A 24483-nucleotide genomic window follows, 5' to 3' on the forward strand; every position below is an offset into this window, starting at 1 on the left:
AAGCGTTCCTTATTTGCTCAGGGCGGGGGCAGGGTGCAGCACGCTGGCGGTGTGGGCGCCGGGGCGGGTCTTGGCGAAAAACACCAGGATGGCCGCGAGGATCGACGTCCCGGCCAGCCCGTACAGGCCGCCCTGGATCGACCCGGTGGTCTGCTCCAGAAAGCCGAAGGTGGTCGGCGCGACAAACCCGCCGAGGTTGCCGATGGAGTTGATCAGCGCAATCACCGCCGCTGCGATGCGCGCATCCAGGTAGCCCTGGGGAATCGGCCAGAACAGCGACGACGCCGACTTGAAACCGATGGCCGCAAAGCAGATGGCGATGAAGGCGAAGATCGGCCCGCCGGTGGTGGAAAAGAACATCCCCGCGGCGGCAATCAACAGCGCCGTGGCCACCCAGGCCTGCTGGTGCTTGTATTTGCCGGCCAACGCCGCGAACGAGTACATCGCGATGATCGAGATCAGCCACGGAATCGAGTTGTAGAAGCCCACCTGGATGTCGCTCAGGTCGCCCATCTTTTTGATGATGCTCGGCAGCCAGAAGGTGGCGGCGTAGATGGTCAGCTGGATGCAGAAATACAAGGCGCAGAACAGCATGATCTGACGGTCCTTGAGCAAGGTGCCCAGGGTTGGCTTGACCGTGTTGGCGGCATCGCGCTCGCGTTGCTCGCGGTCGATCTCGCCCACCAGCGCGTCCTGTTCCTCACGGCTGAGCCATTTGGCATCGTGGGGTTTGGAGTCGAGCCAGAACCACACGAAAAAGCACAGCAGCACCGACGCCATGCCCTCGATGATGTACATCCATTGCCAGCCGTGCAGGCCCAGGCCTGTAATCTGCAACAGCACGCCGGACAGCGGGCCGGAGATCAGCGAGGCCAGCGCCGAGCCGCTGAGAAAGATCGCAATCGCCTTGCCGCGCTCCACGCCGGGCAGCCAGCGCGTGAAGTAATAGATCACCCCCGGAAAGAACCCGGCCTCGGCCACCCCCAGCAGAAAGCGCAGGATGTAGAAGTGGGTTTCGTTCTGGATGAAGGCCATCAAGGTGGCGGTGATGCCCCAGGTGAACATGATGCGGGTCAGCCAGATACGCGCGCCGACCTTTTGCAGCAGCAGGTTGGAGGGCACTTCGAACAGCGCGTAGCCGATGAAGAACAGACCGGCACCCAGGCCGTAGGCCGCGGCGCCGATGCCCAGGTCATGTTCCATGTGGGTGCGCACGAAGCCGATATTGACGCGGTCGATGTAATTGACGATGAACATGATCACGAAAAGTGGCAGCACATGGCGCTTCACTTTCTTGATCGCGCGGGCCAGCACGGAGTCGTGGGCAGGCGCAGCTGTGGCGGGGCTGGAAGGGGTCACGAGGTAGAACTCCCACTGATTATTGTTGTGCGGGTTGGGTTCAGGGTCGTCGGACATGTCTGACAACTTGCCAGACATCATACAACTGAGATTTTTAAAGTGGCAACCCCTATCTCCAGACCTGTGATGACCCCGGCGGACGCTGGCTTGCCTGGGATAGCTTCACATTGCTGTACCTGACGCACCGCAGTGTCTGCATCGCAGGCAAGCCAGCTCCCACAAAAGACAGGTGCATTTCGGGGAAAATTTGTTTGTTGTCATACAAGTTGCTGCTCAAGCAGGGTGCTAGTATTGCGCGGTCTTTTCGATGGACCCGCCCATGCTCACCGACCTCCCACGCAAGCGCTCCCAGGGCCTGGCCCATGACATCGTCAGCGACCTGACCCAGCAAATTCTGCTGGGGCAGATGGCGCCTGGCGAGAAGCTGCCGTCCGAGTCCGCCATTGTTGGCGAGTACGGTGTCAGTCGCACGGTAGTGCGCGAGGCGCTGTCGAAATTGCAGGCGGCCGGGCTGGTGGAAACCCGGCATGGTGTCGGCACGTTTGTGCTGGCGCGCGACTCGCGCCAGGGCCTGCACCTGACACACGACACCGCCGTGAGTGTGCGCGGCATCCTCGAACTGCGCATGGGCCTGGAAACCCAGGCCGCCGCCCTGGCAGCGCTGCGCCGCACCGACGCGCAGTTGCAGCAGATGCGCCAGGCCCTGGATGACTATCAGGATTCGCTGGGCAGCCACGACAGCAGCGTCGAACCCGATGTGCGCTTTCATCAGTTGATCGCCCAGGCCACGGGCAATAGCTACTTCACCGACGTGATTCAGCACTTGGGCCATTCGGTGATTCCGCGTTCGCGCATCAACGCTCAGGAGCGGGGTGATGCGGACCTGGTGCAACTGGGGCAATTGGCCAATCTGGAACACGAGGCGATTCTCAAGGCTATCCGCCGCCAGGATCCGGATGCGGCGCGTGCGGCCATGTTGCTGCATTTGAGCAATAGCCTGGAGCGTATGACCGGGGAGTAAGAGCGCCCCAGATCAAAAGCAAAAGCGCGGTGGCCCCGGAGCCGACCGGGGTTGTCTGCCGAACGCTGTACAAACTGTGGGAGGGGGCTTGCTCCCGATGGCTGAGTGTCAGTCAGCTTATTGTTAGCTGACCCACTGCTATCGGGAGCAAGCCCCCTCCCACATGTGATCTCCATGCATCAGATACAACACCGTCTGCTTTTGATCTGCTTGGCTTTGGCTTTTGATCGTGATCTGAGGCGCCCCGTCAACCACGCTGGCCGCACGCAGGCTTGAATCCGTGGGTAACCCGGCAGGACGCCGGGTTAGCCGCACTGGGCCATGGATGGCCCATTGCGGCGGCCCACGGATTCAAGTCTGCGTGCGGGCACACCGAGCGTGAGCGAGGTGCCGAGTGGTGGGGCAAGAGCCCTTTTGGTTACTTTTGGGGCTCTTTTCCAAAAGTGACCCGCCGTAAGGGCGGAACCCATATCAGCCATCACCCAAACAACGGATAAGTACCCCCACCCCCACCCCCACCCCAAAACTCCAGGAATTCCCCGACAAGAACTTCATGACCGCGCGAAAGAGTATTCCCAAGCGCCACATGGGAATACTGCCCGAACGCAGCGCGCGCTATTCAGCCTTGCCCTGCATCGGCCAGATCCGCTCCCGCTGCGTCTGCCCCAGCCACACCATGCCGTGCATGAACGTCTCGCGCTCTTGCGGTGTGGTCAGCGGGAACTGCGCCAGATGGGTATGCGCCATTTCCCGCACTTGCTCGAACCACGCCCGTTTATCCTCCTCATTATCAAACGCCTGCCCCTCCAGGACATGGGCGGGCATCAGCTCGCTCGGCTCCAGCGGCAATGCATCGCGAGTGAAGAGGCGCGCGTTAATGTTTGCGCTGCAGATCTCCACGGTCAAACCGGTAATGCCCTTGGCCAGCAGCTTTTTAAGCGGCTTGATCTTCTTGTGGGTCTGGGCGGCAAAGTTGGTCGACTTGAGCAGCGTGTTGTACTGCGGCTTGAAGTGGTTGATCAGCGCCGCTTCCGCCAGGGTGACCACCTCGTCGCGATTGAGGCGCACCGCGCGCAGCCGTTCGAAGTGCGCGTGATCCTCTTGCTCGCAGGCCTGGGGATCAAGGTTGAGGTCGCCGCCATTGCTGATCACGGTGCGCCCGTGTTCGAAGCGATACAGCAGCAGCGAAATTTCCAGCTCCGGGGTGTGGGTCGAGGCTTCGGCCAGGATGCGTTGCAGGGTGGTGTGGTTGAGCAAACGGTCAACGGCGGTCAGTGCGTTGACCTTGCCCAGGCCCTGGCCGACATACAGCACGTTCATGTCCCGTTGCTCGGTGTGCAGCGCACTGCTGGCGTTGGCGACCACGATATGGGCGGCGGTGATGACCTGGCGTGTGGCGGTGGTGATCAGCAGATGGGTGCCGTTGGGGGCGACCTGCACCTGCTCGATGGCGTCGCGATCCCCCGGCGTGATCGGCGGTATCTCGTAGCTGAAGGGGATCGGCTGCTCGCCGGTCTCGTCCATCACCAGGAAAAAACTGCCGTGCACGGTGCGGCCCTGCAACTGCAGATCGTAAGGATTGATCAGCACCCGTCGGCGCGCAGTGATCAGGTAGATATTGCTGCCGGCGATCATCTCCCGATAAAGGGCGTCATCCTTGGCCCGGTAGAGGTCGGCGGGGGTCAATACCGAGGGCGGGCTGGAGTAGAGATGGGTGGCACCTTCGGCCGAAAACTGTCGAAGAATGGAGTCCATGCTGTTCATCGTCGTGTCCTTGTGTGGCTGCGCACAGTGGCAGGGTGGAGCGCCATTTTGCCAAACTCGCGACGCGTCGGGCACTGGCCGAACGGTCAGGTACTCCCACCTTCTCCCGTATCGCCTTCAGCCGATCCCACAGCCGTGCTTGCCGTGCATCACGGCGTGCACACCAACGCCTGGCGCTCATAATTCAATGCCTTGTTCTGCGCCGGCAGCGCATAGTCTGCCGTGCAGCGGTGTTCGCCCCACTTGATCACCAAGCTGCCCTGATCCTGCTCCACCAACGCCAGCGCGTTGCCATTGGGGTCGGCAATCGCCAATTGCTTGCCCGCCGCATCTTCCAGCGAGGCGCCGAATGACAGCGGCCGGTGCTGCGCATCAAACAACTCGAACAACACCCGCCGGCCGGTGGTGCCGCTGTAGCGCGCCACCACAATGGCGCCCCGGCGCGGCACCCGTTGCTGGGTGGCGTTGGTGACTTCGACATTGGCGCCCAGGTCGCGGGTGTCCAGGCTGATCCAGTTGACCCGGTAGGGTTGCACCGTGGGGATGACCGCATAACCGTTGTATCCGGTCTCCACGCCGCTGTAGCTGCTGATTTTCGCCCCTGAAATGCCCGGCACCTCGGCCAGGGCGAAGGTTTCGCTGAGGGTCTGCCCCAGGTTGATTCCACCCGCGTGAGCCACCACCGAGCCTGCCACGTTGAGGTTCTGCGAGGTGTAACCCTGGCCCTGGTTGAAGCCGAAGCCGACGTCGCCCATGGACGTGCGGCTGTTGAGCGTCACCGAGCCGGAGTCACCGCTGGTGTCGCTATGGCCCGCCTGCACCGAATAGGAGGTGTCGCTGGCGTCGGCGACATAGCCATTGATGCCCGCCTGGGTTGTGGTGTTGCCATGCTGTCGGCTGCTGGTCACGAATGCCCGTGGCGCGCGGGCCTGGCCGCCCAGCGGAAAGGAGATCGACAGGTTGAGTTGAGTGTCGCTGCCTGACTCGCCCCAGGTCACGATCTGCTCGGTACGCGTCACGTTGAGGTTGTAGTTCAGGTCGCCCCAGTTGTTGCTGTAGCCGGCGGTAAAGTTGCGCGAGCCGCCGCGGTTCCAGTAGCGTTGGTCGCTGGCCGTCACGTACAGGCTGCCCAGTTCGCGGTTGCGGCCGATGCTCTGGTTGATGGTCAGGTCGGTGCGGGTCTTCGAGTGGCCGCCACGCAAGCGCAGGTCATCGCTGTTGTCCTGCACGTGGTCGGTGAGGGTGCGGTAGCCCTCGGTGGAGTAGCGGTAGGCGGCCAGGGTGAAGTTGGTGTCAGTGCCGGTGAAGGTCTTGGCGTACAGCGCCCGCACGCTGCTGCCCTGGGTGGTTTGCCCGTGTGCCTTGCTCGAGGAGTGCGTGGCGTCCAGGGAGAAGGCGCCGAAGGCGGTATTGCGGCCGGCGCCGAGCGACAGCGCGCTGTAGTCCTCGCTGGCCTGTACGCCGAGGATGCCGCTCAGGTTGCTGGTCAGGCCGTACGCCAGGGTGCCGCTGAGAAAGCGCGGCGACGCCAGCCCGTCGGCATTGCTGCTGAAGGTGCCCGCCGAGACGCTGTACTTGAGCTGGCCCTCGCGCACCATGATCGGCAGGCTGGAAAACGCCTGGGTGGTCACGCGGCGGCTGCCGTCGGCTTCGATCACGGTGATCTGCAGGTCGCCGTTGGAACCACTGGGGTAGATGTCGTTGATCTCGAACGGCCCCGGCGCGACGTTGGCGGTATAGAGAATGTAGTCGTTCTGGCGGATTTCCACGGTGGCGTTGGTCTGCGCCACGCCGCGGATGACCGGCGCATAGCCGCGCTCGCTGTCGGCGCGCATGCCGTCGTCGGAGGCCAGCTTGACCCCGCGATAGCGCACGCTGTCGAACAGGTCGGTGTCGGAGAAGATTTCACCGGCGCTGAACTGGCCCTTGATCGCCGTGACGTCGTGCTGCGCGTAGGTGCGGTTGCTGGTGAAGGTGTTCGAGCGCCCCGTGCCGCTGCTCAGATTGGACTCGTTGCGCAGGCGCCAGCCCCCCAGGTTGATACCGTTGCGCAGGCCAAGGTTAGTGGTGGTGCGCGTGGCGTAGTCGCCGGCGGTGCGGCTGCTGTTGAGCTGATAATTGATAAAGGCGGCGGGCACGCCTGCATCCCATAGCTGCGGGTCGACATAGCCGCGCAAGCCGCGCTGCATCGCCACTTGCGGTATGCTCGCCAACAGGCGCAGGCGACTGCTGTCGTAGCGCACGCTGGCGGCGTCGATCAGGTCGGCCAGGGCATAGCAGTCCTGCGGGTGTTGCGGGTCGAGTTTGCCTTCGGCCTCAAGGCGGGCCAGGTCGACACCCAGTTGCTTGAGCAGCTCCAGGTTCAGGCAGGCTTCGACCCGCTCGGTGTGCCGGTTGCGCTTGAAGTCGATATCGCGCCGGCCTACCAGCACCTCGTTGCTGTACAGATCGACGCGGTAGTTGCCCGGCAACACGCTGTCGGCGGCGAGCAGTTGTTGCAGGTCCACCTGCGACTGCGCGCCTTGCAGGAAGGTCGTGTTGAAGCCTTGCGCAGCGTCATCGGCCAGCGCTGGGGCGGGCACGCAGGCGACCATCGCCAGCCACAGCGTCTTCAATTTCAGTGCGCCACGCGCGGGGCTGTTGCTGGAAAGAAAAGACATGCGAAGACCTGTGGCATCCCGGATTGGCAGACAGGCGCGCACGCACGCAGCTACGCACGTGAAGTGAGCCTGTGGGTGAGAGAAACGGCTTAGGGGTTGAGGCGTGATTCGGTCGCGGACACCGAGGTCGAAGCGTTACCCGACAGCGTTGCGCTGTAGTGATTCTGCGCGCCGTAGTCATTGATGCTGGAGAACGACAACAGCACCGGGCCAGGGTGGAGGGGCCCGCCGAGCGGGAAGGTGCGGACCTCGCCGGGCGCAATCATGGTGGAGTCGCTGGCCAGTTGCGTCTGCACTTTAAGATCGGCCATGGACACGTGGTACAGCGTCGGGTTCGTCACCTGCACACCCTGTTTGACCAGGCGCCACTCAAGTTGCGCCGGTGCCTGCAGCGCGCTGCCTGGCAGGCCCGCAGGCCGGTAGAAGATCTTGATGCGTTGGCGGATGGCCAACTGCAAGGTGTTTTCGGTTTCGCTGGCCCTGGGGATTTCCTGCACGTTGAGCCACACCACCGACTCACGGTCCGTGGGCATGCCGGCGCCTTCATAGAGAATGCGCAACAGTTGCTGCTCCTTGGCAAACACCCGCGCCAGCGGCGGGGTGACGGCGAAAGGCGCACGGCTGGCGCCGGCATCATTGTCGTCGACCCAGGACTGAATCAACACATCCTGATTGCCGTTGCGCACGGTGATATTGGCTTCCTTGTGGTCGCCATCGAACACGATGCGGGTGGCATTCAGGGAAATGCTGGCGGCGGCGTGGCTGGCCATAAGCATGCCCAGCAGCCCCAGGCATGCAGCGAAAGAACGAGGCAGCATGAGGGTTATCCTGTGGTATCAAAAAGGCTTGAACAATGGCGAGGCCGCAGGGCCTCGCACGTCGCGCGCGGGTTATTCGTATTGCAGGATGAACGGCAGGGTGGCATCACCGCGACCGGCGGTGGATGCACCGGCGGCGCCGGTGGTGACGTAGGCGGCTGCGAAGCTCAGGGTGGCATCGCCGCCGGTACCGCTGGCGCTGTGCATGCTGCTTTCGATGCGTGCGGTGGTTGGCGAGCTGAGGTTGATCAGGCTGCCTTTGCTGTCGAGCAGGGCAATACCGACGTTTTGTGCGGTGGCCGAGCCCGGGGTCAGGGCCAGCACGTTCTTGCCGGTGACCAGGCCCGAACCGCCGTTGTTGGCGTCAAAGATCATCGCGACCTTGGTGCCCTGGTTGCAGTTGACGTTCAGCTTGAAGTCCTTGGCAGTCACACGGCCTGCGGTCGGGTTTTCTGCAGTGCCCATGTCCTTGATCGAGACGTTGCCCATGTCCACCGAAATGGTACGGTCGGAGTTGGCACCGTCGACCGAACACGCATCATTGTTGATCACGCCGGTGAAGGTGATTTTGCCGCTGCCGCCCAGGATTGGCTTTGGTGTTTCGCCTTCGGCGAAGGCTGCGCCGCTGGTGCACAGCATGGCCGAGGCAAGAACAGCCAGGGAGAACTTCTTCATGATGATGTCCGTCAGTGTTAGTTGGAGAAAATGCGGTTGTTGAACTGCCGGGAAAGAATAGAAAGTTCGAGGCCTGGAGAAAATAAGACGATTCTTATAAGCCGCGAAAGTTGCTTTGCGGACCGCTGAAAACGCAGCGGGAGAGGGGCCAAGCCATTGGCGAGAATGGCTTGCCAGTGCGGGCTTAGTTGAAAATATTGCGCGCCAGGCAATAAGCGAGAAGGTCCTGATCGCTGCTTACTTCAAGTTTGCGCATGGCCGATATTTTTTGCGCGCTGATGGTTTTGGAACTTCGATTCTGATGACGGGCAATATCGCTCACGCTCAGGCCGGATATAAACAGGCGCAGAATTTCGAACTCTTTGGGCGACAGGCTGGTGAAGCGTTCGTCGATGGCCGTGATTGTCTCGATCACCGAGGTCCTGGGCGGTTCCAGGCTGCGGTACGGGCTGCGCTGCGCAATTGCCTGGAGTGCCAGTTCAATCTCGGTGTGCAACTGGCTTTTCTGGATGATGCCGACCACGCCCAGCTCCTGCAGGCGGGTGAGGATCAAGTGGTTGGAAATCATCGTCAGGATCAGCACCTGCACCTGTGGAAAGTGCCGTTTCAGGTATTCCACCAGCTTGAGGCCGTCGCCGTAGGGCGAGTCACCCGGCATGTTGTAGTCGGTAATCACGATGTCCGCGCCCTGGCGCTGCAACAGCTCGATCAAACCGGCCGAGCACACCGCCTCGCCGACCACTTGAAAGCGCGTGTCGCGCTCCACCAATTCGCGTACGCCCAGCAGCACGATCGGGTGATCGTCCGCGATAACCACGTTGAATGTTTTCATAAGGACCGTCCGTCATGCCGGTTCAGAGGGGGGAGCGTGCCCGGGCTGGAGTGTTTCCAGCACGGCCGACAGTCGTTGCATTACAGCGTTTATCTGGTCTTCCAGTACGGGGTCGAGCAGTCCATGGTCCAGTGCGGTTTCCAGTTCGATGCAGGCCTGGGCGAGGTCGAGCGCCTGCACGGCACCGAGGGCGCCGGCGGCCGCATGCAGTAATTGACCCAGGCTGCGCACATCGCGCTGCGCCAGTGCCGCGCCGATGCGTTGCAGGTCCTGGCGCATGCTGCTGATGAACAGCGCACGCATTGCGTCCGACAGCTGCACGCGGTCGACGAAGGCGGCGATGGGCACTTCCGGCGGCGGCTTGACCTGGCACAGCTTGATCAACTGGGCGCGCAGGGTTTGCAGGCTCAGCGGTTTGACGATCCAGGCGTTCATGCCCACCGCCAGGCAGCGCACGCCTTCCTCGCGCATCGCGTTGGCGGTGACGCCGATGATCGGCAGGTGCGGGTCGTGCTCGCGCAGGGTTCTGGCCAAGTCATAGCCATTCATCAGCGGCATGTTCACGTCGGTCAGCACCAGGTCAAAGGCCTGCGGTTGCCACAGTTGCAGCGCCTGCTCGCCGTTGTCGGCCAGGGTCGCCGAGCAACCGAGCGCCGCCAGTTGTTCCTTGATGATCGCCTGGTTGACCGGATTGTCCTCGGCCACCAGGATGCGCAGCCCCAATTGCCCGGCGCTTTGCCGGCGGGCGGCTGGCGGTTGCTCGTGCTTGCCGTGCTGTGCCAGCGACACCGTGGTGGCGAGGGCGCGCAGGTCGTGCAGGTCGACCACCCAGCCCTGGGCGGTATGCAATGGCGGGCTATGGGCGCCCGGCACGCATTGCACGCGCTGGCCGGGCCAGGGCTGCGCGGGCGTGTCCGGCAGCAGGTCGACCAGCACCCCCCCATGGCGCGGGTCAGGTTCCTGACCGGGGGCGGCAAGGTGGGCGGCGATGCCCAGGCGATTGAGCCAGTCGGTCACCGATTGGGCCAGCTCGCGCACCGGCGCCTGCACATACACCGCTGTGGTGCTGGGCTCGATCAGCGGCGGCTGGGTCAGCGCGCCGCCGCACAGCGGCAGGCGTATTTTTAAGGTAAAGCTGCTGCCCAGCCCCGGCTCGCTGACCACCCGGATCTCGCCGTCCATCATCTGCGCCAGCCACCGGCAAATCGGCAGGCCCAGGCCCGCGCCGCCTTCGCTGGCGGTGGCCGGCGCCTGGTAGAACAGGTCGAACAACTTGGCCTGCTGAGCCTCTGCAATGCCGGCGCCGGAGTCGGTGACCTGCCATTCCAGCTCGACATGGTCGCTGTCGCGCGCCGTGACCCTGGCGCGAATCACCACGCGCCCGATGTCGGTGAACTTGATCGCGTTGCTCACCAGGTTATTCAGAATCTGGCGGATGCGCATGGGGTCGCCCAGTACGGCGTCCGGCAACTGTGCGTCAATGCAGCTGTAGAGCTGCAAACCCTTGCGGCGGGCGAAGGCCGCGTAGGTGTGCAAGGTGTCTTCGAGCATGTCCAGCGGGCAGAACTCCACGGCTTCGATCGCCATTTGCCCGGACTCGATCTTCGACACGTCAAGCACGTCGCTGATCAACTGGAACAGGGTGGCCGATGAGCGCTGGATGGTCTGCAGGTAGGTTTGCTGGTGCGCGTCAAGATCGGTCAGGCCGAGCAGCTCCAGGGTGCCGAGCACGCCGTACAGCGGCGTGCGGATCTCATGGCTCATGGTCGCCAGGAACAGCGTCTTCGCCTCGTTGGCGGCATCGGCGGCGCGGCGTGCATCTTCCAGCGCCTGGGCATCGTCGATGTGCCGGGTGATGTCGTTGAACGCATACAGGCGCACGTCCTCGGCCTGATAGCGGGTCGACACGAAGCCGATCTGCAGGTGCCGGCCTTCGATCTCCAGGTGGATTTCGCCGCTGTCGGCACCGTCATGGGTGCCGGCCATGGCGGCCACCAGGCGTGCAGTGCCTGGCCATTGTTGGGCGCGCTGGTTTTCGATGAGTACCTTTCCATCGCTGCGCCGTACCACGCACAGACCGGTGGGCGCGGTGTCGATGATCACGCGGCTGAACGCCACGCTCTCGGCAATGCGCTCATGTGCCAGGCGCGCCGGGTTGATCACCTGGCGCCGATACCAGCGGCTGCCGCCCCAGCCCAGTGTGACCAGGCCGACGAGGAACAGCGCCAGGGTGCTCAACGGCCACAGCGCCGAGTGGAAGAAGTGCGAGTAGTTCAGGCCATACACCGCGCTCCAGGGTTGCTCGCCGGGCTGGGTGATCTTGAATTCAAAACCGTCGGCGGTGAAATGCACGCCATCGCCGAGCGGCGCCTGGGTCGCTGGCCCGACCAGCCGGCTGCCGTCCGGCGCAAACAGGGTAAGACGGTCAAACGCGGAGTGTTCGAGCACCCGTTGTACGTCGTCGACCCGGGACAGGTCGAGCAAGGTGCCGACCACCGACTGCTCCGGGCTGTCGAGCGGCAGGCCGATGTAGGCCAGCAGATCATCGGGCGCCGGGCCCGCTTGCCAGTACACGCGGTTGGGTTCCAGCGGCTGCGGCGTCTGCTCCAGGGCTTGCTGGACTGCGTTGACCTGTGCGACCAGATTGCCGGTGTCTTCGTTGTTTTCGCGACGCTGGTAGCCCACCGATGGAACCGTGATGGTGTAGCGGGTATGCCGATCGAGGAGGAAGGTTTGCGGCGCCTCGTACGGCGACGACGACCAGAAGGCGCTGTAGTAGCTGGTCAGGTGCGCGCCGAGGGCGAAGATCTGCGGTCTGGCGGCGGCGCCGACTTCCTGTTCGTCGAACTTGACGCCGAACGGCACTGAAAACGAATACTTCTGCCCTTCGTACAAGGTGCGCCGGGTGTCGACCATGCGGCTTTTGAGGCTGACCTGCACATGGGTGGCGCGCAGCAGCTCGGCCTGGATGCCGGGATGGGTGAGGCTGCGCAGGTAGGACTCCTGCTCCTGCAGGTTTTCCATCAGCCGCGCAAAGTGAAAGCGCGTGGCGCCGTAGCGGGTTTCGATGGCCCGTTGCAGCGACCAGTAATTGGTGAGCACCAGCAGCAACGCAATGCCGATCAGTACCATCAGGCCCTTGTTCAGGCGCAGGGAGCTACGGGTGAAGGCTTCGAGGACCGCGTTGTTGTGCTTCATCAAGGGTTTCCGCAGGCGCAGGAGAAATCGGCACTGGATGGAGCTTACTCCTTATAAAAGGGCAAATAATCCGGGGCCGTCTGCTAGTGAGATGTCGCAGGGCCATCATTGTTCAGTAGTTGCTGAAATTGCTCTGAAGACACGGCGTGGGAGATCAGGAAACCCTGCACCTGGTTGCAGTCGATCTTGCGCAGCAAGGCCAGTTGCTGGGGCGTTTCCACGCCTTCGGCGACCACCGTCAGGCCGAGCTTGCGGCCCAGGGCAATGATGCTTGCCAGGGCCTGGGCGATGCCTTCGTTGTCGTGGCTGCCCTGGACCAGCGCCTGGTCGATCTTCAATTCTGTAAAGGGCGTGGACACCAAGTTGAGGTACGAGCTGTAACCCTTGCCGAAATCATCCTGCGACAGGCCAAAGCCCTTGATGCGCAGGCGACAGGCACCGGCGTAGAAATTACTGATGTCCTGGGGCACCGAGCATTCCATCAATTCGAAGCAGATCAGCCCTGGGATGCCGTCGTGGTGCAGCACGAATTCCAGCAGGCGGTCGGCCAGGTCGTGGCTGTTGAGCAGGTGCGTGGGCAGGTTGATCGACACCGGAATTTCGTAGCCGCGCTGGCGCCAGCGCTCCTGGGCCTGGATCGCCTGCTTGAGCATCAGCCACAGCAGGCGTTCTTCCAGTTCGAACGCTTTGATCGCCGGCAGAAACGCGGCCGGCAGCATCACGCCTTGCTCGGGGTGCATCCAGCGCACCAGCGCTTCGGCGGCGACGATGCGCCCGTTGGCCAGGGATTTTTTCGGCTGGAACCACGCCTGCAACTGGCCGCTGCTCATGGCCTGCAGCAGCGCGTGACGGTCGATGTCCAGGTGCTCGGCCAGCGCCGGGCAGGGCTTGCGCACCTGGTTGTGCAATTGGTCCACCAGGCTGCGCAGGGCGTCGATGGCGACCGGTTTGGAGATCAGTCCGATCACCTCCACATCGAGGTTCTTCGCCACCAGGCTTGCGGCCATCAGCATGCGCCGCGACGCCGCGCTCATGATCGCCAGCGCCGGTTTGCAGCGCAGGCCGGCCAGGCACTGGATAAATTGCACGCCGTCCATGCCGGGCATCAGCAGGTCGGTCAGCACCAGGTCGAAATCCCTCTGGCGCAGGCGCTCCAGCGCTTGCTTGCCGTCCAGGGCCGCTTCGAGCCTGAAATCCCCCAACTCACCGAGCAGGTGCTGCAGGTAGATGTGCTGCAGGGGGTGATCCTCGACAATCAGAATACTAATGGGCTTCATGGGTGATCCGTGCATAAGGCGCCAGGGAGTTGAAGAGAGCCCGCAACGCAAAGGGTTTGACCAGGCAATGGTTCATGCCTGCGGCCAGGCACAGGTCGGCCTCGCCGCGCATGGCGTTGGCGGTGGCCCCGATGATCGGCAGCGGGCAGCCCTGGCGGCGCAGTTCGCGTGCCAGTGCGTAGCCGTTGAGGTGGGGCATGTTCACGTCGGTCAGCACCACATCGAAGTGGCCGGCGGCGTACAACTGCAAGGCTTCGCGGCCGTCGGCGGCCAGCTCCACGGTACAGCCGAGCTCCTCGAGTTGGTCGCGCAAGATCAGTTGATTGATGACGTTGTCTTCGGCCACCAGCAGGTGCAGGTTGAGTTGGCTCAGGTCGCGCGGGCGCGTCTGTGCATCGGTGCGGGCCACCCACAGGCCCTGTGCCTGGCTGACGGCCTGGTGAATTGCGCTGAGGTGATTGAGGTTGACGTGCCAGCCGCCGGCGTCGACCTCCAGCGCCGTGCACGCGCTGGCGCTCACGTGGATCACCGGGCCCGGCCAGTCGGGCACCAGCGAGGGATCGACACTGCCGGGGTGCACTTGCAGCAGCAGGTGATTGTCCGCCAGTGTCGGCAGGCCGGCCTGGGCCCGTGCGCCCCAGCGGCGCAACCAGCCGCTGATGGCGTGCGCCAGTTCCGGGATCGGCGAGACCACGTAGACGGTTTCGGCCAGCAGGGGGGGCATGGGGTCGGTGGGCGCTTCTTCCAGCGGCAGGATCAGGCTGAAACTGCTGCCCAGGCCCAGCTCGCTGACCATGCGGAGGTTGCCGTTCATCAACTCGGTGAGGCGCTGGCAGATCGGCAGGCCCAGGCCGGTGCCGGCAACCACGTTGGTGTTGCCTTCACTCTGGTAGAACGGCTCGAAGATCCGCGCCTGGTCTTCCTGGGCGATGCCTTTGCCGGTGTCCGACACCTGCCACAACAGGCTGGAGCGTTCGCCGTCGCGGCCCAGCACCTTGACCCGCAGCACCACGCGGCCGTAGTCGGTGAACTTCACCGCGTTGCTGAGCAGGTTGTTGAGAATCTGGCGCAGGCGCGTCACGTCGCCGATCAGCCGCTCGGGCAGTTGGGGGTCCAGGCACGCATACAGTTGCAGGCCTTTGCCCTGAGCCGCTGCGGCATAGCCCTGGATGATGTCGTGGACCACCTCCAGCGGCGAGAACTCGCTCAACTCCAGGGCCAGTTGCCCGGCTTCGATTTTCGAAACATCCAGCACGTCGCAGATCAGCTGCAACAGGGTCGAGGACGAGCCTTCGATGGCTTGCAGGTAGTCTCTCTGCTGTGCGTCCAGGTGCGTGCGCGCCAGCAGTTCGAGGGTGCCGAGCACGCCGTACAGCGGCGTGCGGATTTCATGGCTCATGGTTGCCAGGAACAGGGTCTTGGCTGCATTCGCCGCATCTGCCGACTGCCGCGCGTCTTCGAGCGCCGCCTCGACCTGCTTGCGCGTGCTGATGTCGCTGAAGGCGCAAAACAGCACATCTTCGCCGCGATAGCGGGTGGGGGCACTGCTCAGGTACAGGTGGCGACCGTCGACGGTTTCAAAGTAATCGCAGTGCTCGCTTGCCTGCGCGTCGAATGCCTGCTCGATCCAGCCGGCGCGCAGGGCCTCGCGCTCGGGGCCGTCGCCCAGCCATTGCTGGGCCAGGGTGTTTTCCAGCACCACCTGGCCATCGGTGCGGCGCAGCACACAGAGGGCGACGGGGGCGGTCTGGATCACGTCGCGGCCGAACGCTTCGCTTTCGATCAACGCCTGGATGCGATGGATCGAGGGAATGATGAAGCGCTGGTCGACGCGGCGCATCACCAGCCAGATCAGCGCCAGGCTGCACAGGCAGAACACCAGCGAGCCGAGCAATTGTTTCCACAGCCCGGTGACTACTGCGCGCAGGTCGATGGAGTACATCAGTTGCCAGTCCGAGGACTTCAGGTGTTTGCGAATCACCAGGTGATCGGGCAGCCAGCCGTTGCCGACGAAACCGAAGAAGCTGTCTTCCCGCGGTTTGAGAGGTTGCTGGCGCAGCTGCGCATCGGCGCGGTTGCTGAACACCAGCATGCCTTGGGAGTTGAGCATCATGAACTCACCGGCGCTGTGATCGCCCAGGGCCTGGGACACTCCGCGGCTTTCCATTTCCAGGCCCAGCCAGCCGGAGGCGGGGTCGCGGTCGTCGAGGCGAATGAAGATGTAGAGGTGCGAGTGTTGCTCGGTCTTGTCGCTGAGCCACAGTTCCTTGAGCGTGGCCGGGTCGCTGTGTTGCAGCGCTTTGAGGCGATTGTGCATGCACCTGGAAATCGGCAGCACCTGTGCGGTGGCGTCATACAGCCGTGTGACCTGCGGCACGGGGCTGGCGCTCACGTAGAGCAGGTTGACCTGTCTGGCCTTGAGGTAATCGCGCATGCGCGTGGTCAGCCAGAGGCTCCACTGGCTGCCCGGCGTGTCACCCAGTTGCAGGTGTTGTTCTTCTGCGGAGGCGGGGTAGATCGGCGAGCGCTTGCGTACCGCCGACAGGCTGAGGCTTTCGAGCAGGGCCTGGCGGTTGGTGAAAAAGGTGTGGGCTTGGGCGATGGCGCTGCTCATGTAGCCGCGCCGTTGCGAAATATCGTTGTTGAAGGTGGACAGCAGGAAGGTGTAGACCCCGCTGAGGATGCCGATCAGCAGCACGGCCGCGAAGATTCGCAACAGCCGCCTGGCGGCTTCGGGTCGGGAAAGGACGGGGTTGATCTGCAGCAGGTAACTTTTCAATCGCATCGGCGCACTGTAAGCAGGCGTGTGCGCCGGGGGCATAAGACGATCCTTAAAAGCCGGCTACTTGTAGTACATATCCACCACCACGGCGCCCTCGAACGGGCCGGGAATCGGCAGGGAGCGCCATTTCAGATCGGCGCGAAATTCATCGTGGCTCTGGCCCAGGCCCATCAACTGCTGCAGGGTGAACCAGGTATTGAACGCCAGCGGCTGCTGGCTCTCGGCGCGTGACAGCGAGATGCCCAACGAACGGTTGTTGTCCGGCACCAGCAGGCCGTTGATCACGCTGCCGCCGCCCGCCGTGCTGGCGAAGCGCGCGCTGACGGTGTAGGGGGTGTCGCAACCCTTGCGCAGGTTCAGGCTGAAGTTGGCGCTGCTGGCGACTTCGCCGATGGCCGCCTGGCGCGAGGGCGTGGGGAAGGTGACCACGCTGGGGGTGATGGTCAGGTCGGGGGTGCAGGGCACGAAGCGGATGTCGTTCATGCCGGTGACCACGTAGTTGAAGTTGCTGTTGGGCCGAGAGTTGAGCCCCTGCACGCCGTCCAGTTGAAACACGCGATAGGACGTGAGGGTGCTCGCCTGGCCGCTGGGGGGCGTGGGGTCGTATTTTTCGATGAACACGCTGAAGTTGAGGGTGAAGCGCGCCTTGTCCCAGCCGATGCAATTGGACGTGCAGCCACGGTCGGAATAGAACCCGGTGCTGACCTTGCCGCTGCTTTGGGTGATCGGCTGGTTGTTATAACGGATGCCCACGCGAATCCCCTTGCCGATGCTGACGTTTGCCGGGTTGACGTAGAAATACACCAGCTCGCGGCCAACGCGGTAATCGTCCTTGCAGATCACGTTGGTGGAACGTGGCCCGGACTCCCAGATAATGGTGCCGTTGGGCGCGTCGGCGGCCACCGCCAGCGCGGTGCCCAGCGCTTCCTGGGTGATGATCGAGTCGGTGCCGTCCTCGCGGCACGCCAGCGCATGGCTGGTGGCAGGCAATACGGCGCAGGCCCACAGCAGCAGCGGCAGGCAGCGTTTGATAAGTGACATGGGGGCCTCGTGTTGGTTACTTGAGCGCCGCGCTGTGGCGGGTCTGCAAGCCGATATCGTTGATGTTGGTGAAGTGCAGGGTGGCGCCTGCGGACAAGGGGCGCGGTGCGGCCAGGGTTTTGCTCTCGCGGGGTTTGAGCAGCAGGTAGTCGCTGAGCACCTGGGTGTCGGTGTGCACGTCCACCAGCGACAGGTGAAACGCGCTGGGGTTGCTCACCGTAACGCTTTGCCCGCCGTCACTGCGCCATATCAACTGTGGCAGCGCCTCGGCTGAACCGCCCTTGAGCGTGGGCGGCCGATAGAGCAGCTTGAGCCGCTGGCGAATCGCGAACTGCACGGCGTTGGGGCTTTCCGGTTTCCGAGGGATTTCCATGATGTTGAGCCACAGCAGCGATTCACGGTCGCTGGGCAGACCTTCGCCGGCGTACAGAATGCGCAGCTTGTGATGCTCGCCGGCGCCCAGCTTTACCAAAGGTTCGGTCGCGGCGAACAGCACCGTGCGGTCGTCGGGAGCGTCGCCGGTGATCCAGGTTTGCACCACCATTTCACGGTTGGCCTGGTTGACCACACTGATGCTGGCGTCCCTGTCCTGGCCGAAATAGATCAGGCGCGTGCCTTCGATTTTCAGCGCCGCATGCGCGGGCGGTGGCGCGAGGGCCAGCAGCGCACCGGCCAGAAGCAGCATTCTGAGTAGGAACATGAGCACGGGAACATCCATGGAAGCGTAGGGGAACGCAGGCCATGGTAAGGAGAGGGCGGCGCGATGGCTTTGAGGCGATTCTTAAAAGCACTTGCCTTGGGCGCGCCCGCGCTGTGCCGTTTCAGAATCGCCTTAAAGTCAGGTCTGACCCGTGACGGTTAACGTGGTCGACGTTGAATGATCGACGTTGATGCCCAACTGTCAGGTTTACCCTATGCCCAATAAAGCCTTACGCCTTGTGATTGCCGATGCCGAGCTGCTGCCTCGGATCAAGATCGAGAAAATGCTCAACCAGCTGGGCTATCACCGTATCGCCCCGCTGAGTTCGTTCGATGAGCTGCAGGCGTTGACGCGCGCGGGCGGTGTGGCGTTCGACCTGTTGATCATCAATACGGCGCTGGTGCATTCGCGGCAGATCAACCTGTTGAAGTACTGCCACGACAACCCCTTGATCCGCCACACGCTGATCTACGACGGGCAATGCGCACAGCCCTCGATGATGTCGGTGTCGGTGAGCCAGACCCTTCACCTCGCCCTGTCGCAATCGCCGGACTTCAACTCGCTGCGCTGTTGCATGGAGATTGTCGACCCGACGCACAGCCTGCCGCTTGTCGAGCGGCCAACCTTGCGCGCGGTTGACACACGGCCGAGCCCACCTGCTGCCTTGCCGCGCACACCGTTCAAGGGCGATGCGGCGGTGGTGGCGTGCGCGGTGGGGTTATCGCCCAAAGGCTGAGGGCAGCTATTTCAGGTAACCGCACTGTTGGGGGCCGCTATCCAGACCGTCACACGGTTGTGGCAAGCCCGCTCGCCACGACAGGTGTGGCGGCGCCTGGCGGGATTGATAGGCTTCGAAAGCGCTACTTGTCCTTGCGCGCGTCCATGGTCTTGCGATGCTCCGCCAGGAACGGCTGCTCGGCCGGGTCAAAGCGATCGATCCCGGCGGTGAAGCGGTGCCAGTACGGATACAACGGCTGGCGCCGCGTGACGGCCTCGATGCGCGATGACTGTTCCTCGGTGAGTTTCAGCTCGGTGGCGGCCAGGTTGTCGCGCAGGTGCTCCTCGGTGCGGGCGCCGATGATCAGCGAGGTGATCCCCGGACGGTCCTTGAGCCAGGCCAGGCAGGTGCGTGCCACCGATACGCCGTGCTCGTCACCGACGGCGGCGAGGGTCTCGATGATGTCCAGCGCGCGTTCCTGGTCATGCACGTAGGGTTCCGGCCAGTCGCTGCCCTGGCGCGTGTTGGCCGGCGGCTTTTGCCCGCGTCGGGTGGAACCGGTCAGCAGGCCTTCGCCCATCGGGCCCCACACCAGGGTGCCGATGTTCTGGTCCAGCGCGAGCGGCAGCAGTTCGTACTCGGCCTCGCGGGATTCCGGGGTGTAGTAGATCTGCTGGGTGATGGGCTTGAGCATGCCATGCAACTCGGCCTTGCCCAGGGCTTTCATCATTTGCCAGGCGGTGAAGTTGCTGGTGCCGAAGTAGCGGATCTTGCCCGAACCCACCAGCAGGCGCAGGGCTTCGAGGGTTTCCTCGATCGGCGTCAGGCCGTCCCAGTTGTGCAGTTGATACAGGTCGATGTGGTCGGTGCCCAGGCGCTTGAGGCTGGCTTCGCAGGCGCGAATCAGGTGGTAGCGCGAGGAGCCGGAGTTGTTCGGGTTGTCGTCCACGGGGCTGCGGCCCTTGGTGGCCAGCAGGATGTCGTGGCGCTTGTCGCCCAGGGCCTTGCCGACCACTTCCTCGGCCAGACCGTGGGAATACAGGTCGGCGGTGTCGACCATGTTCACGCCCGCTTCGAACGCGATATCAAACATGCGCCTGGCCTGGGGCACATCCACCGCGCCGCATTTTTCGAACTCGGCGCGCCCGCCGAAGGGCACGGTGCCCAGGACGATTTCGGATACCAACAAGCCCGAATGGCCCAGTTGTCGATACTGCATGTCGCCTCCTGTTTCACATTGAACGTAGGGTTGTGAACGACACAGGGCGCGATAGTTTGAATTTTTTTACCTGAAAAAACGCCGAGCTGTTGCTGGCTAGAACACCGCCTTGACCTGCAGCCCCAGCAGCAGGGCGTTGTCGATGTGTTCGCCGGTAAACGCGCCTGGCTCGATGATGTATTGCACATCCGGGCGCAGGCTCAGCCACGGCGTGGCCTGGTAGCCGTAGCTGAGTTCGATCAGTTGTTCGGCGCTGTCCAGTCCGTCAAAGCCGGCGCCGACCCGACTGCGCGGGTTTGGCACGGCGCGCCCGTAACCGAGGGCGAGGGTATCGCGCGGCCTGCCGGTGAACGGCTGGTACAGCACCACACCGGTGCCGTACCACTTGCTGAACGGCGAGGCCGCTTCGCTGGCCGCCGAGTACTGACCGAACACATGCAGGCTGCGGCCCTTGCTCACGTCGCTGGCCCACACCGCCTGATCCATCAACAGGTAGTGACCGCTGCGGCCGCTGACCTGCCGGTCGCTGCCGATGCGTTTCACCTCGGAGCTGTCGTGGTAGTAACCGAGCTTGTATTCGCCGGGCAGGGCGCCTGCGTGTTTGTACACCAGCTCGACCGGCACGACGGTGCCGGTGGTGCGTTTGGGCCCCAGGTGCCAGGCGCGGCTGGCGTTGCCGTTGCTGTCCGGGTCGACGTTGAACGCCGCCACCCGCAGTTGCCAGGCCGGGGAAAAGTCGTATTTGAGCCGCACGCCCAGACGCGCATTCGGGTAGTTGGTCCAGCCACTGCCGCCGGACATGTTCAGCGGGTGGCCGCAGAGTCCGGCGTTCATGAAGTTGCACAGGATGCCGCTGTCCAGGCCGCCGAGGTCGTTGCCCATGGCCATGTAGCCGAGCTTGACGTTCAGCGCCTGGGTGAACAGCGTGCGTTCGTAACTCAATTCGGTGAGCCGGGTGTAGAGGCCGCCGTAGTTTTCCTGGATCGGCAGGCGGTTGCCCACCAGGTCCTCGGAGGCGCTGTTGCCACGGCGGTCATTGACGGTCAGTTGAATACGGTCGTTGTTGCTCAGACCGTAGAGCTTGCCGAGATCGAACTGCACGCCGAGCTTGAGGTTTTGCGAGTAGCGCGCCGAACGGTGCGTGCCGCCCTTGGCGTTGTAGGCGGTCTCGCCGCTGTAGTCGCCGGTGAAGCGGATACCTTGCGCTTCCAGTTCACGGCGCAGGCCGCCCCAGTCGCCGGTGAGGGTGGTGTTGTCGGCGTATGCGGGCAGTGCGGTGGCAAATGTCAGGCCCAGCAGCAGGCCGCCGAGTCGGGGGTCGGAAAAAAATGCAGTCATGGGGGGACTTCCAGACAGAAGGCGCGGTGCCGCGAGGGACACCGCGCGCGCAGGGTTATGGCAGGGCGTAGGCGATCACGTAGTCGCCACGGTCGGTGGACTGGCGAGCGCCGCCAGCGGTGACCACGATGTACTGCTTGCCGGTTTTGGGCGAGACGTAGGTCATCGGGCCGCCCTGGCTGCCCACGGGCAGGCGGGCTTTCCACACTTCGTCACCGTTGCCGCTGTTGAAGGCGCGCAGGTAGAAGTCCTGGGTGCCGGCGATGAAGATCAGGCCGCCCTGGGTCGACAGGGTGCCGCCCAGGGTGGGCAGGCCGATCTTGATCGGCAGGTGCATGCGGATGCCCAGAGGGCCGGTGTCTTCCACCGTGCCGACCGGCACTTGCCAGGCGATTTTTTGCGTCTTCATGTCAATCGCGGTGAGGGTGCCGAACGGCGGCGCCTGGCACGGAATGCCGGCCACCGACAGGAAGCGGTTCTTGTTCACCGCATACGGCGTGCCCTTGAGCGGCACGGCGCCCATGCCGGTGTTCAGTGCTTCACCACCGGAGGCGGCCAGCGCCTTGTTCTGCGACGGCACCATCTGGATCCACAGGCCCAGGCGCATGTCGTTGACGAAGATAAAGCCGTGCACCGGGTCGGTGGAGAGACTGCCCCAGTTCATGCCGCCGAGCGAACCCGGGAAGCTCAGGGATTTGTCGGTGCCCGGTGCGGTGTAGAGGCCGTCGTAGCGCATGCCCTTGAAGTCGATGCGGCACAGCAACTGGTCGTACGGCGTGGCGCCCCACATGTCCGATTCGCTGAGGGTTTGCGCGCCGATCTGCGGCATGCCGACGGATTTAGGCTGGGTTTTCGCGTAGGGCTCGTTGGGAATGTTGGCGGCCTTGACCGGCACTTCCTGCACATCGGTGAGCGGTTTGCCGGTGGCGCGGTCAAGCACGTAGATCTGCCCGGCCTTGGTGCCGATCACGACTGCCGGCACGGCTTTGTCGCTGCCCGGTGGGGTGAAGTCGATCAGGCTCGGCTGCATTGGCAGGTCGAAGTCCCACAGGTCGTTATGGACGGTCTGGTACACCCATTTTTCCGCGCCGGTGGAGGCGTCCAGCGCCAGCACCGAGGCGCCGTACTTGTGATTGAGCGCAGTGCGCTCCACGCCGTAGATGTCGGTGGACGAGCTGCCCATGGGCAGGAAGACCGTGTTCATCAGCGGGTCGTAGGACATCGGCGCCCAGCTGTTGGGCGTGCTGCGCACGTAGGTGCTGCCAGCAGCCGGCGCCTGCTTGTCTTCGGGGTTGCCCGGGTCGAAGGCCCAGCGCATCTGGCCGCTGATCACATCAAAACCACGGATCACGCCGCCCGGCATGTCGGTCTGCACGTTGTCCGCCACGCGGCCGCCCACCACCACGGTGGTGCCAGCGATCAACGGCGCCGAGGACAGTTGGTAGTAGCTGTCCGGCACATTGCCCAGGCCCGCCTTGAGGTCGACCTGGCCATGGGTGCCGAAGTCTTCGCAGAACTGGCCGGTGTCGGCGTCCACGGCAATCAGGCGTGCGTCGATGGTGTTGGTCAGCAGACGGCGCTGGCACTGCGCACCGGCGGGTACGCTGGCGGCGATGACCGGCGAGCTGCCCGGTTGGGTGGGCTGCTTGAGCGGCGCGGTGGCGTCGAAATACGCCATGCCACGGCAACGCTGCCACACCGCCGACTGGGCGTTGACCTCGTTCTTCCACAATTCCTTGCCGGTGTCGGCATCCAGTGCGATCAGGTTGTTGTGCGGCGTGCAGATGAACACCTTGTTGCCGATCTGCAGCGGCGTGAGCTGGTCTTCGGCGCCGTTACCGTCGCTGATGGCCACGTCACCGGTGCGGTAGGTCCAGGCCACTTTGAGCTTGTCGACGCTGTCACGGTTGATCTGGTCCAGCGCGGCGAAGCGGCTGCCGCCTTCGGTGTTGCCGTAGTGGGCCCAGTCTTTCTGCGCATCGGCTGCAGTCACCGGCGTGACGCCAGGACCGGCGCCGGTAGGGGCAACGCTCGGATGGGCGACAAACATATTGCCCGCCGCCACAGCCACGCCCACCGCCAGCACAGCCGCCACGCCATACGCGCCACGCGCAGGCCGGCCGACCAGCAGCGGGTATACCAGCGCCACCACCAGGCCAATGGCTGCGAACATGAACAGCCGCGAGAACAGTGGCCAGAACACCAGGCCCACGTCCGCCACCGCCCAGATCGCCGTGCCGACGAGGAACGCGCCGAACAGCCACGCGCCCGCCGCTTTGCGTTTGGCGATCAACAGCCCGGCAATCGCCATGGCCACGCCGCCGATCAGGAAGTACCAGGAGCCACCCAGGCTGACCAGTTTGGCGCCGCCGACGGCAAGCGCAAGGCCGAGCAGGGCGATGATCACGCCCAGGCCCAGCAGGAAGAATCTAGAGACGCCAGCGGCGCGCGGTGCTCGTTTCATGTCGAAAGGACTCGATTGAGAGAGGGCAAAGACCGGATTTTAGCAACATAAGTAACCGGTTAGTACATTACAGTCTCGCAATAGACTGTTACCGAGACTGCCACAGTCAATTGAGAGGGGGGGGTGAGGCCATCACTGTGGCAAGCCCCAATGCCAGTCAGTTAAGCGCAGCTCCCCTGTGGGAGCGGCGGTGCGACGATTTTCCTGGCCTTTGCCGGCAGCGCCTCGCGGCTGAGCCGCATCATTGTGCTGGGCACCGTGGTGTGTGCGGTGTCGCTGTGCGCGATGGCGGCCAACCCGCCGCTGGGGTTCACCCTGGCGGCACTCGCCGGGCTGGGGTTCGGCATCACGGTGAGCAATGTCAGCAGCAATATGACCCTGCAAGGCGCCGCGCCGGAAGCGCTGCGGGGCAGGGTCATTGCGTTTTATATCGCCATGCGTTTCGGCTTTGAAGCGATTGGCGGTTTGCTGGCCGGCCTGCTGGCGGCAGCCCTGAACGTGCAATGGACCCTGTTGGTGGCGGGGGTGTTGCTCGGGGCCTACCAGATATGCAGTGGGTTGCTGCACAAAAGGGCCGAGAAAGGGCGGCGCTAAAACGCTTGCCGCCGCCCTGGCTG

General features: G+C 63.8%; 17 protein-coding genes. 3 read left to right on the forward strand and 14 right to left on the reverse strand.

Annotated elements, in window-relative coordinates; genetic code table 11:
- Positions 1-9: 9 nt before the first annotated feature.
- Positions 10-1359, reverse strand: coding sequence for an MFS transporter (locus tag LUB09_RS05095; protein WP_231421856.1), 1350 nt, complete (start codon positions 1357-1359; stop codon positions 10-12).
- Between the two features lie 319 nt (positions 1360-1678).
- On the opposite strand from LUB09_RS05095, the gene LUB09_RS05100 reads away from it, so the two are divergent.
- Positions 1679-2380, forward strand: coding sequence for a FadR/GntR family transcriptional regulator (locus LUB09_RS05100; protein ID WP_209981316.1), 702 nt, complete (start codon positions 1679-1681; stop codon positions 2378-2380).
- A 615-nt stretch (positions 2381-2995) separates the two neighbouring features.
- Here the strand turns inward: LUB09_RS05100 and LUB09_RS05105 are convergent.
- From LUB09_RS05105 to LUB09_RS05150, 10 genes are all read right to left on the reverse strand, one after another.
- Positions 2996-4144 carry a hypothetical protein gene (locus LUB09_RS05105; protein WP_209981318.1) on the reverse strand — a complete coding sequence of 383 codons (1149 nt, stop codon included), beginning with the start codon at positions 4142-4144 and terminating at the stop codon, positions 2996-2998.
- Between the two features lie 149 nt (positions 4145-4293).
- Positions 4294-6804, reverse strand: a complete 2511-nt coding sequence (locus LUB09_RS05110) for a fimbria/pilus outer membrane usher protein (RefSeq protein WP_231421836.1) — start codon at positions 6802-6804, stop codon at positions 4294-4296.
- 89 nt (positions 6805-6893) lie between these two features.
- A complete protein-coding gene (locus LUB09_RS05115) occupies positions 6894-7622 on the reverse strand; it encodes a fimbrial biogenesis chaperone (RefSeq protein ID WP_231421837.1) in 729 nt (242 codons plus the stop codon).
- Between the two features lie 72 nt (positions 7623-7694).
- Positions 7695-8297 (reverse strand): fimbrial protein, encoded by a 603-nt coding sequence (locus tag LUB09_RS05120; protein WP_209981324.1) that lies wholly within the window; start codon positions 8295-8297, stop codon positions 7695-7697.
- A 184-nt stretch (positions 8298-8481) separates the two neighbouring features.
- The gene (locus tag LUB09_RS05125; protein ID WP_231421838.1) at positions 8482-9129 is read right to left on the reverse strand and encodes a response regulator; all 648 of its coding nucleotides are present in this window, start codon (positions 9127-9129) and stop codon (positions 8482-8484) included.
- Between the two features lie 12 nt (positions 9130-9141).
- Positions 9142-12327: a hybrid sensor histidine kinase/response regulator gene (locus LUB09_RS05130; protein ID WP_231421839.1), complete on the reverse strand. Its 3186-nt coding sequence runs from the start codon at positions 12325-12327 to the stop codon at positions 9142-9144.
- Between the two features lie 83 nt (positions 12328-12410).
- Complete coding sequence (locus tag LUB09_RS05135) at positions 12411-13604, reverse strand: EAL domain-containing response regulator (RefSeq protein ID WP_209981330.1); 1194 nt, start codon at positions 13602-13604, stop codon at positions 12411-12413.
- Positions 13591-16389: an ATP-binding protein gene (locus tag LUB09_RS05140; RefSeq protein ID WP_231421857.1), complete on the reverse strand. Its 2799-nt coding sequence runs from the start codon at positions 16387-16389 to the stop codon at positions 13591-13593. The genes LUB09_RS05135 and LUB09_RS05140 overlap by 14 nt, the downstream gene beginning before the upstream one ends.
- Positions 16390-16446: 57 nt before the next feature.
- Positions 16447-17427, reverse strand: a complete 981-nt coding sequence (locus LUB09_RS05145) for a fimbrial protein (RefSeq protein ID WP_231421840.1) — start codon at positions 17425-17427, stop codon at positions 16447-16449.
- A gap of 16 nt (positions 17428-17443) precedes the next feature.
- On the reverse strand, positions 17444-18127 hold the full coding sequence (locus tag LUB09_RS05150; RefSeq protein ID WP_231421841.1) for a fimbrial biogenesis chaperone: 684 nt from the start codon (positions 18125-18127) through the stop codon (positions 17444-17446).
- A 214-nt stretch (positions 18128-18341) separates the two neighbouring features.
- Here LUB09_RS05150 and LUB09_RS05155 point away from each other — a divergent pair, with 214 nt between their 5' ends.
- The gene (locus LUB09_RS05155) at positions 18342-18863 is read left to right on the forward strand and encodes a chemotaxis protein CheY (RefSeq protein WP_209981336.1); all 522 of its coding nucleotides are present in this window, start codon (positions 18342-18344) and stop codon (positions 18861-18863) included.
- A 124-nt stretch (positions 18864-18987) separates the two neighbouring features.
- On the opposite strand, the gene LUB09_RS05160 is transcribed toward LUB09_RS05155, so the two are convergent.
- From LUB09_RS05160 to LUB09_RS05170, 3 genes are all read right to left on the reverse strand, one after another.
- Positions 18988-20064: an aldo/keto reductase gene (locus LUB09_RS05160; RefSeq protein ID WP_209981338.1), complete on the reverse strand. Its 1077-nt coding sequence runs from the start codon at positions 20062-20064 to the stop codon at positions 18988-18990.
- Positions 20065-20160: 96 nt separating this feature from the next.
- A complete protein-coding gene (locus tag LUB09_RS05165; RefSeq protein WP_231421842.1) occupies positions 20161-21402 on the reverse strand; it encodes a carbohydrate porin in 1242 nt (413 codons plus the stop codon).
- 55 nt (positions 21403-21457) lie between these two features.
- Positions 21458-23866 (reverse strand): glucose/quinate/shikimate family membrane-bound PQQ-dependent dehydrogenase, encoded by a 2409-nt coding sequence (locus LUB09_RS05170; RefSeq protein ID WP_209981342.1) that lies wholly within the window; start codon positions 23864-23866, stop codon positions 21458-21460.
- Positions 23867-24070: 204 nt separating this feature from the next.
- On the opposite strand from LUB09_RS05170, the gene LUB09_RS05175 reads away from it, so the two are divergent.
- Positions 24071-24460, forward strand: a complete 390-nt coding sequence (locus tag LUB09_RS05175; protein WP_331282153.1) for an MFS transporter — start codon at positions 24071-24073, stop codon at positions 24458-24460.
- The last annotated feature ends 23 nt before the right edge of the window (positions 24461-24483 follow it).

This window comes from Pseudomonas sp. Leaf59, from assembly GCF_920984685.1.
Taxonomy (GTDB): domain Bacteria; phylum Pseudomonadota; class Gammaproteobacteria; order Pseudomonadales; family Pseudomonadaceae; genus Aquipseudomonas.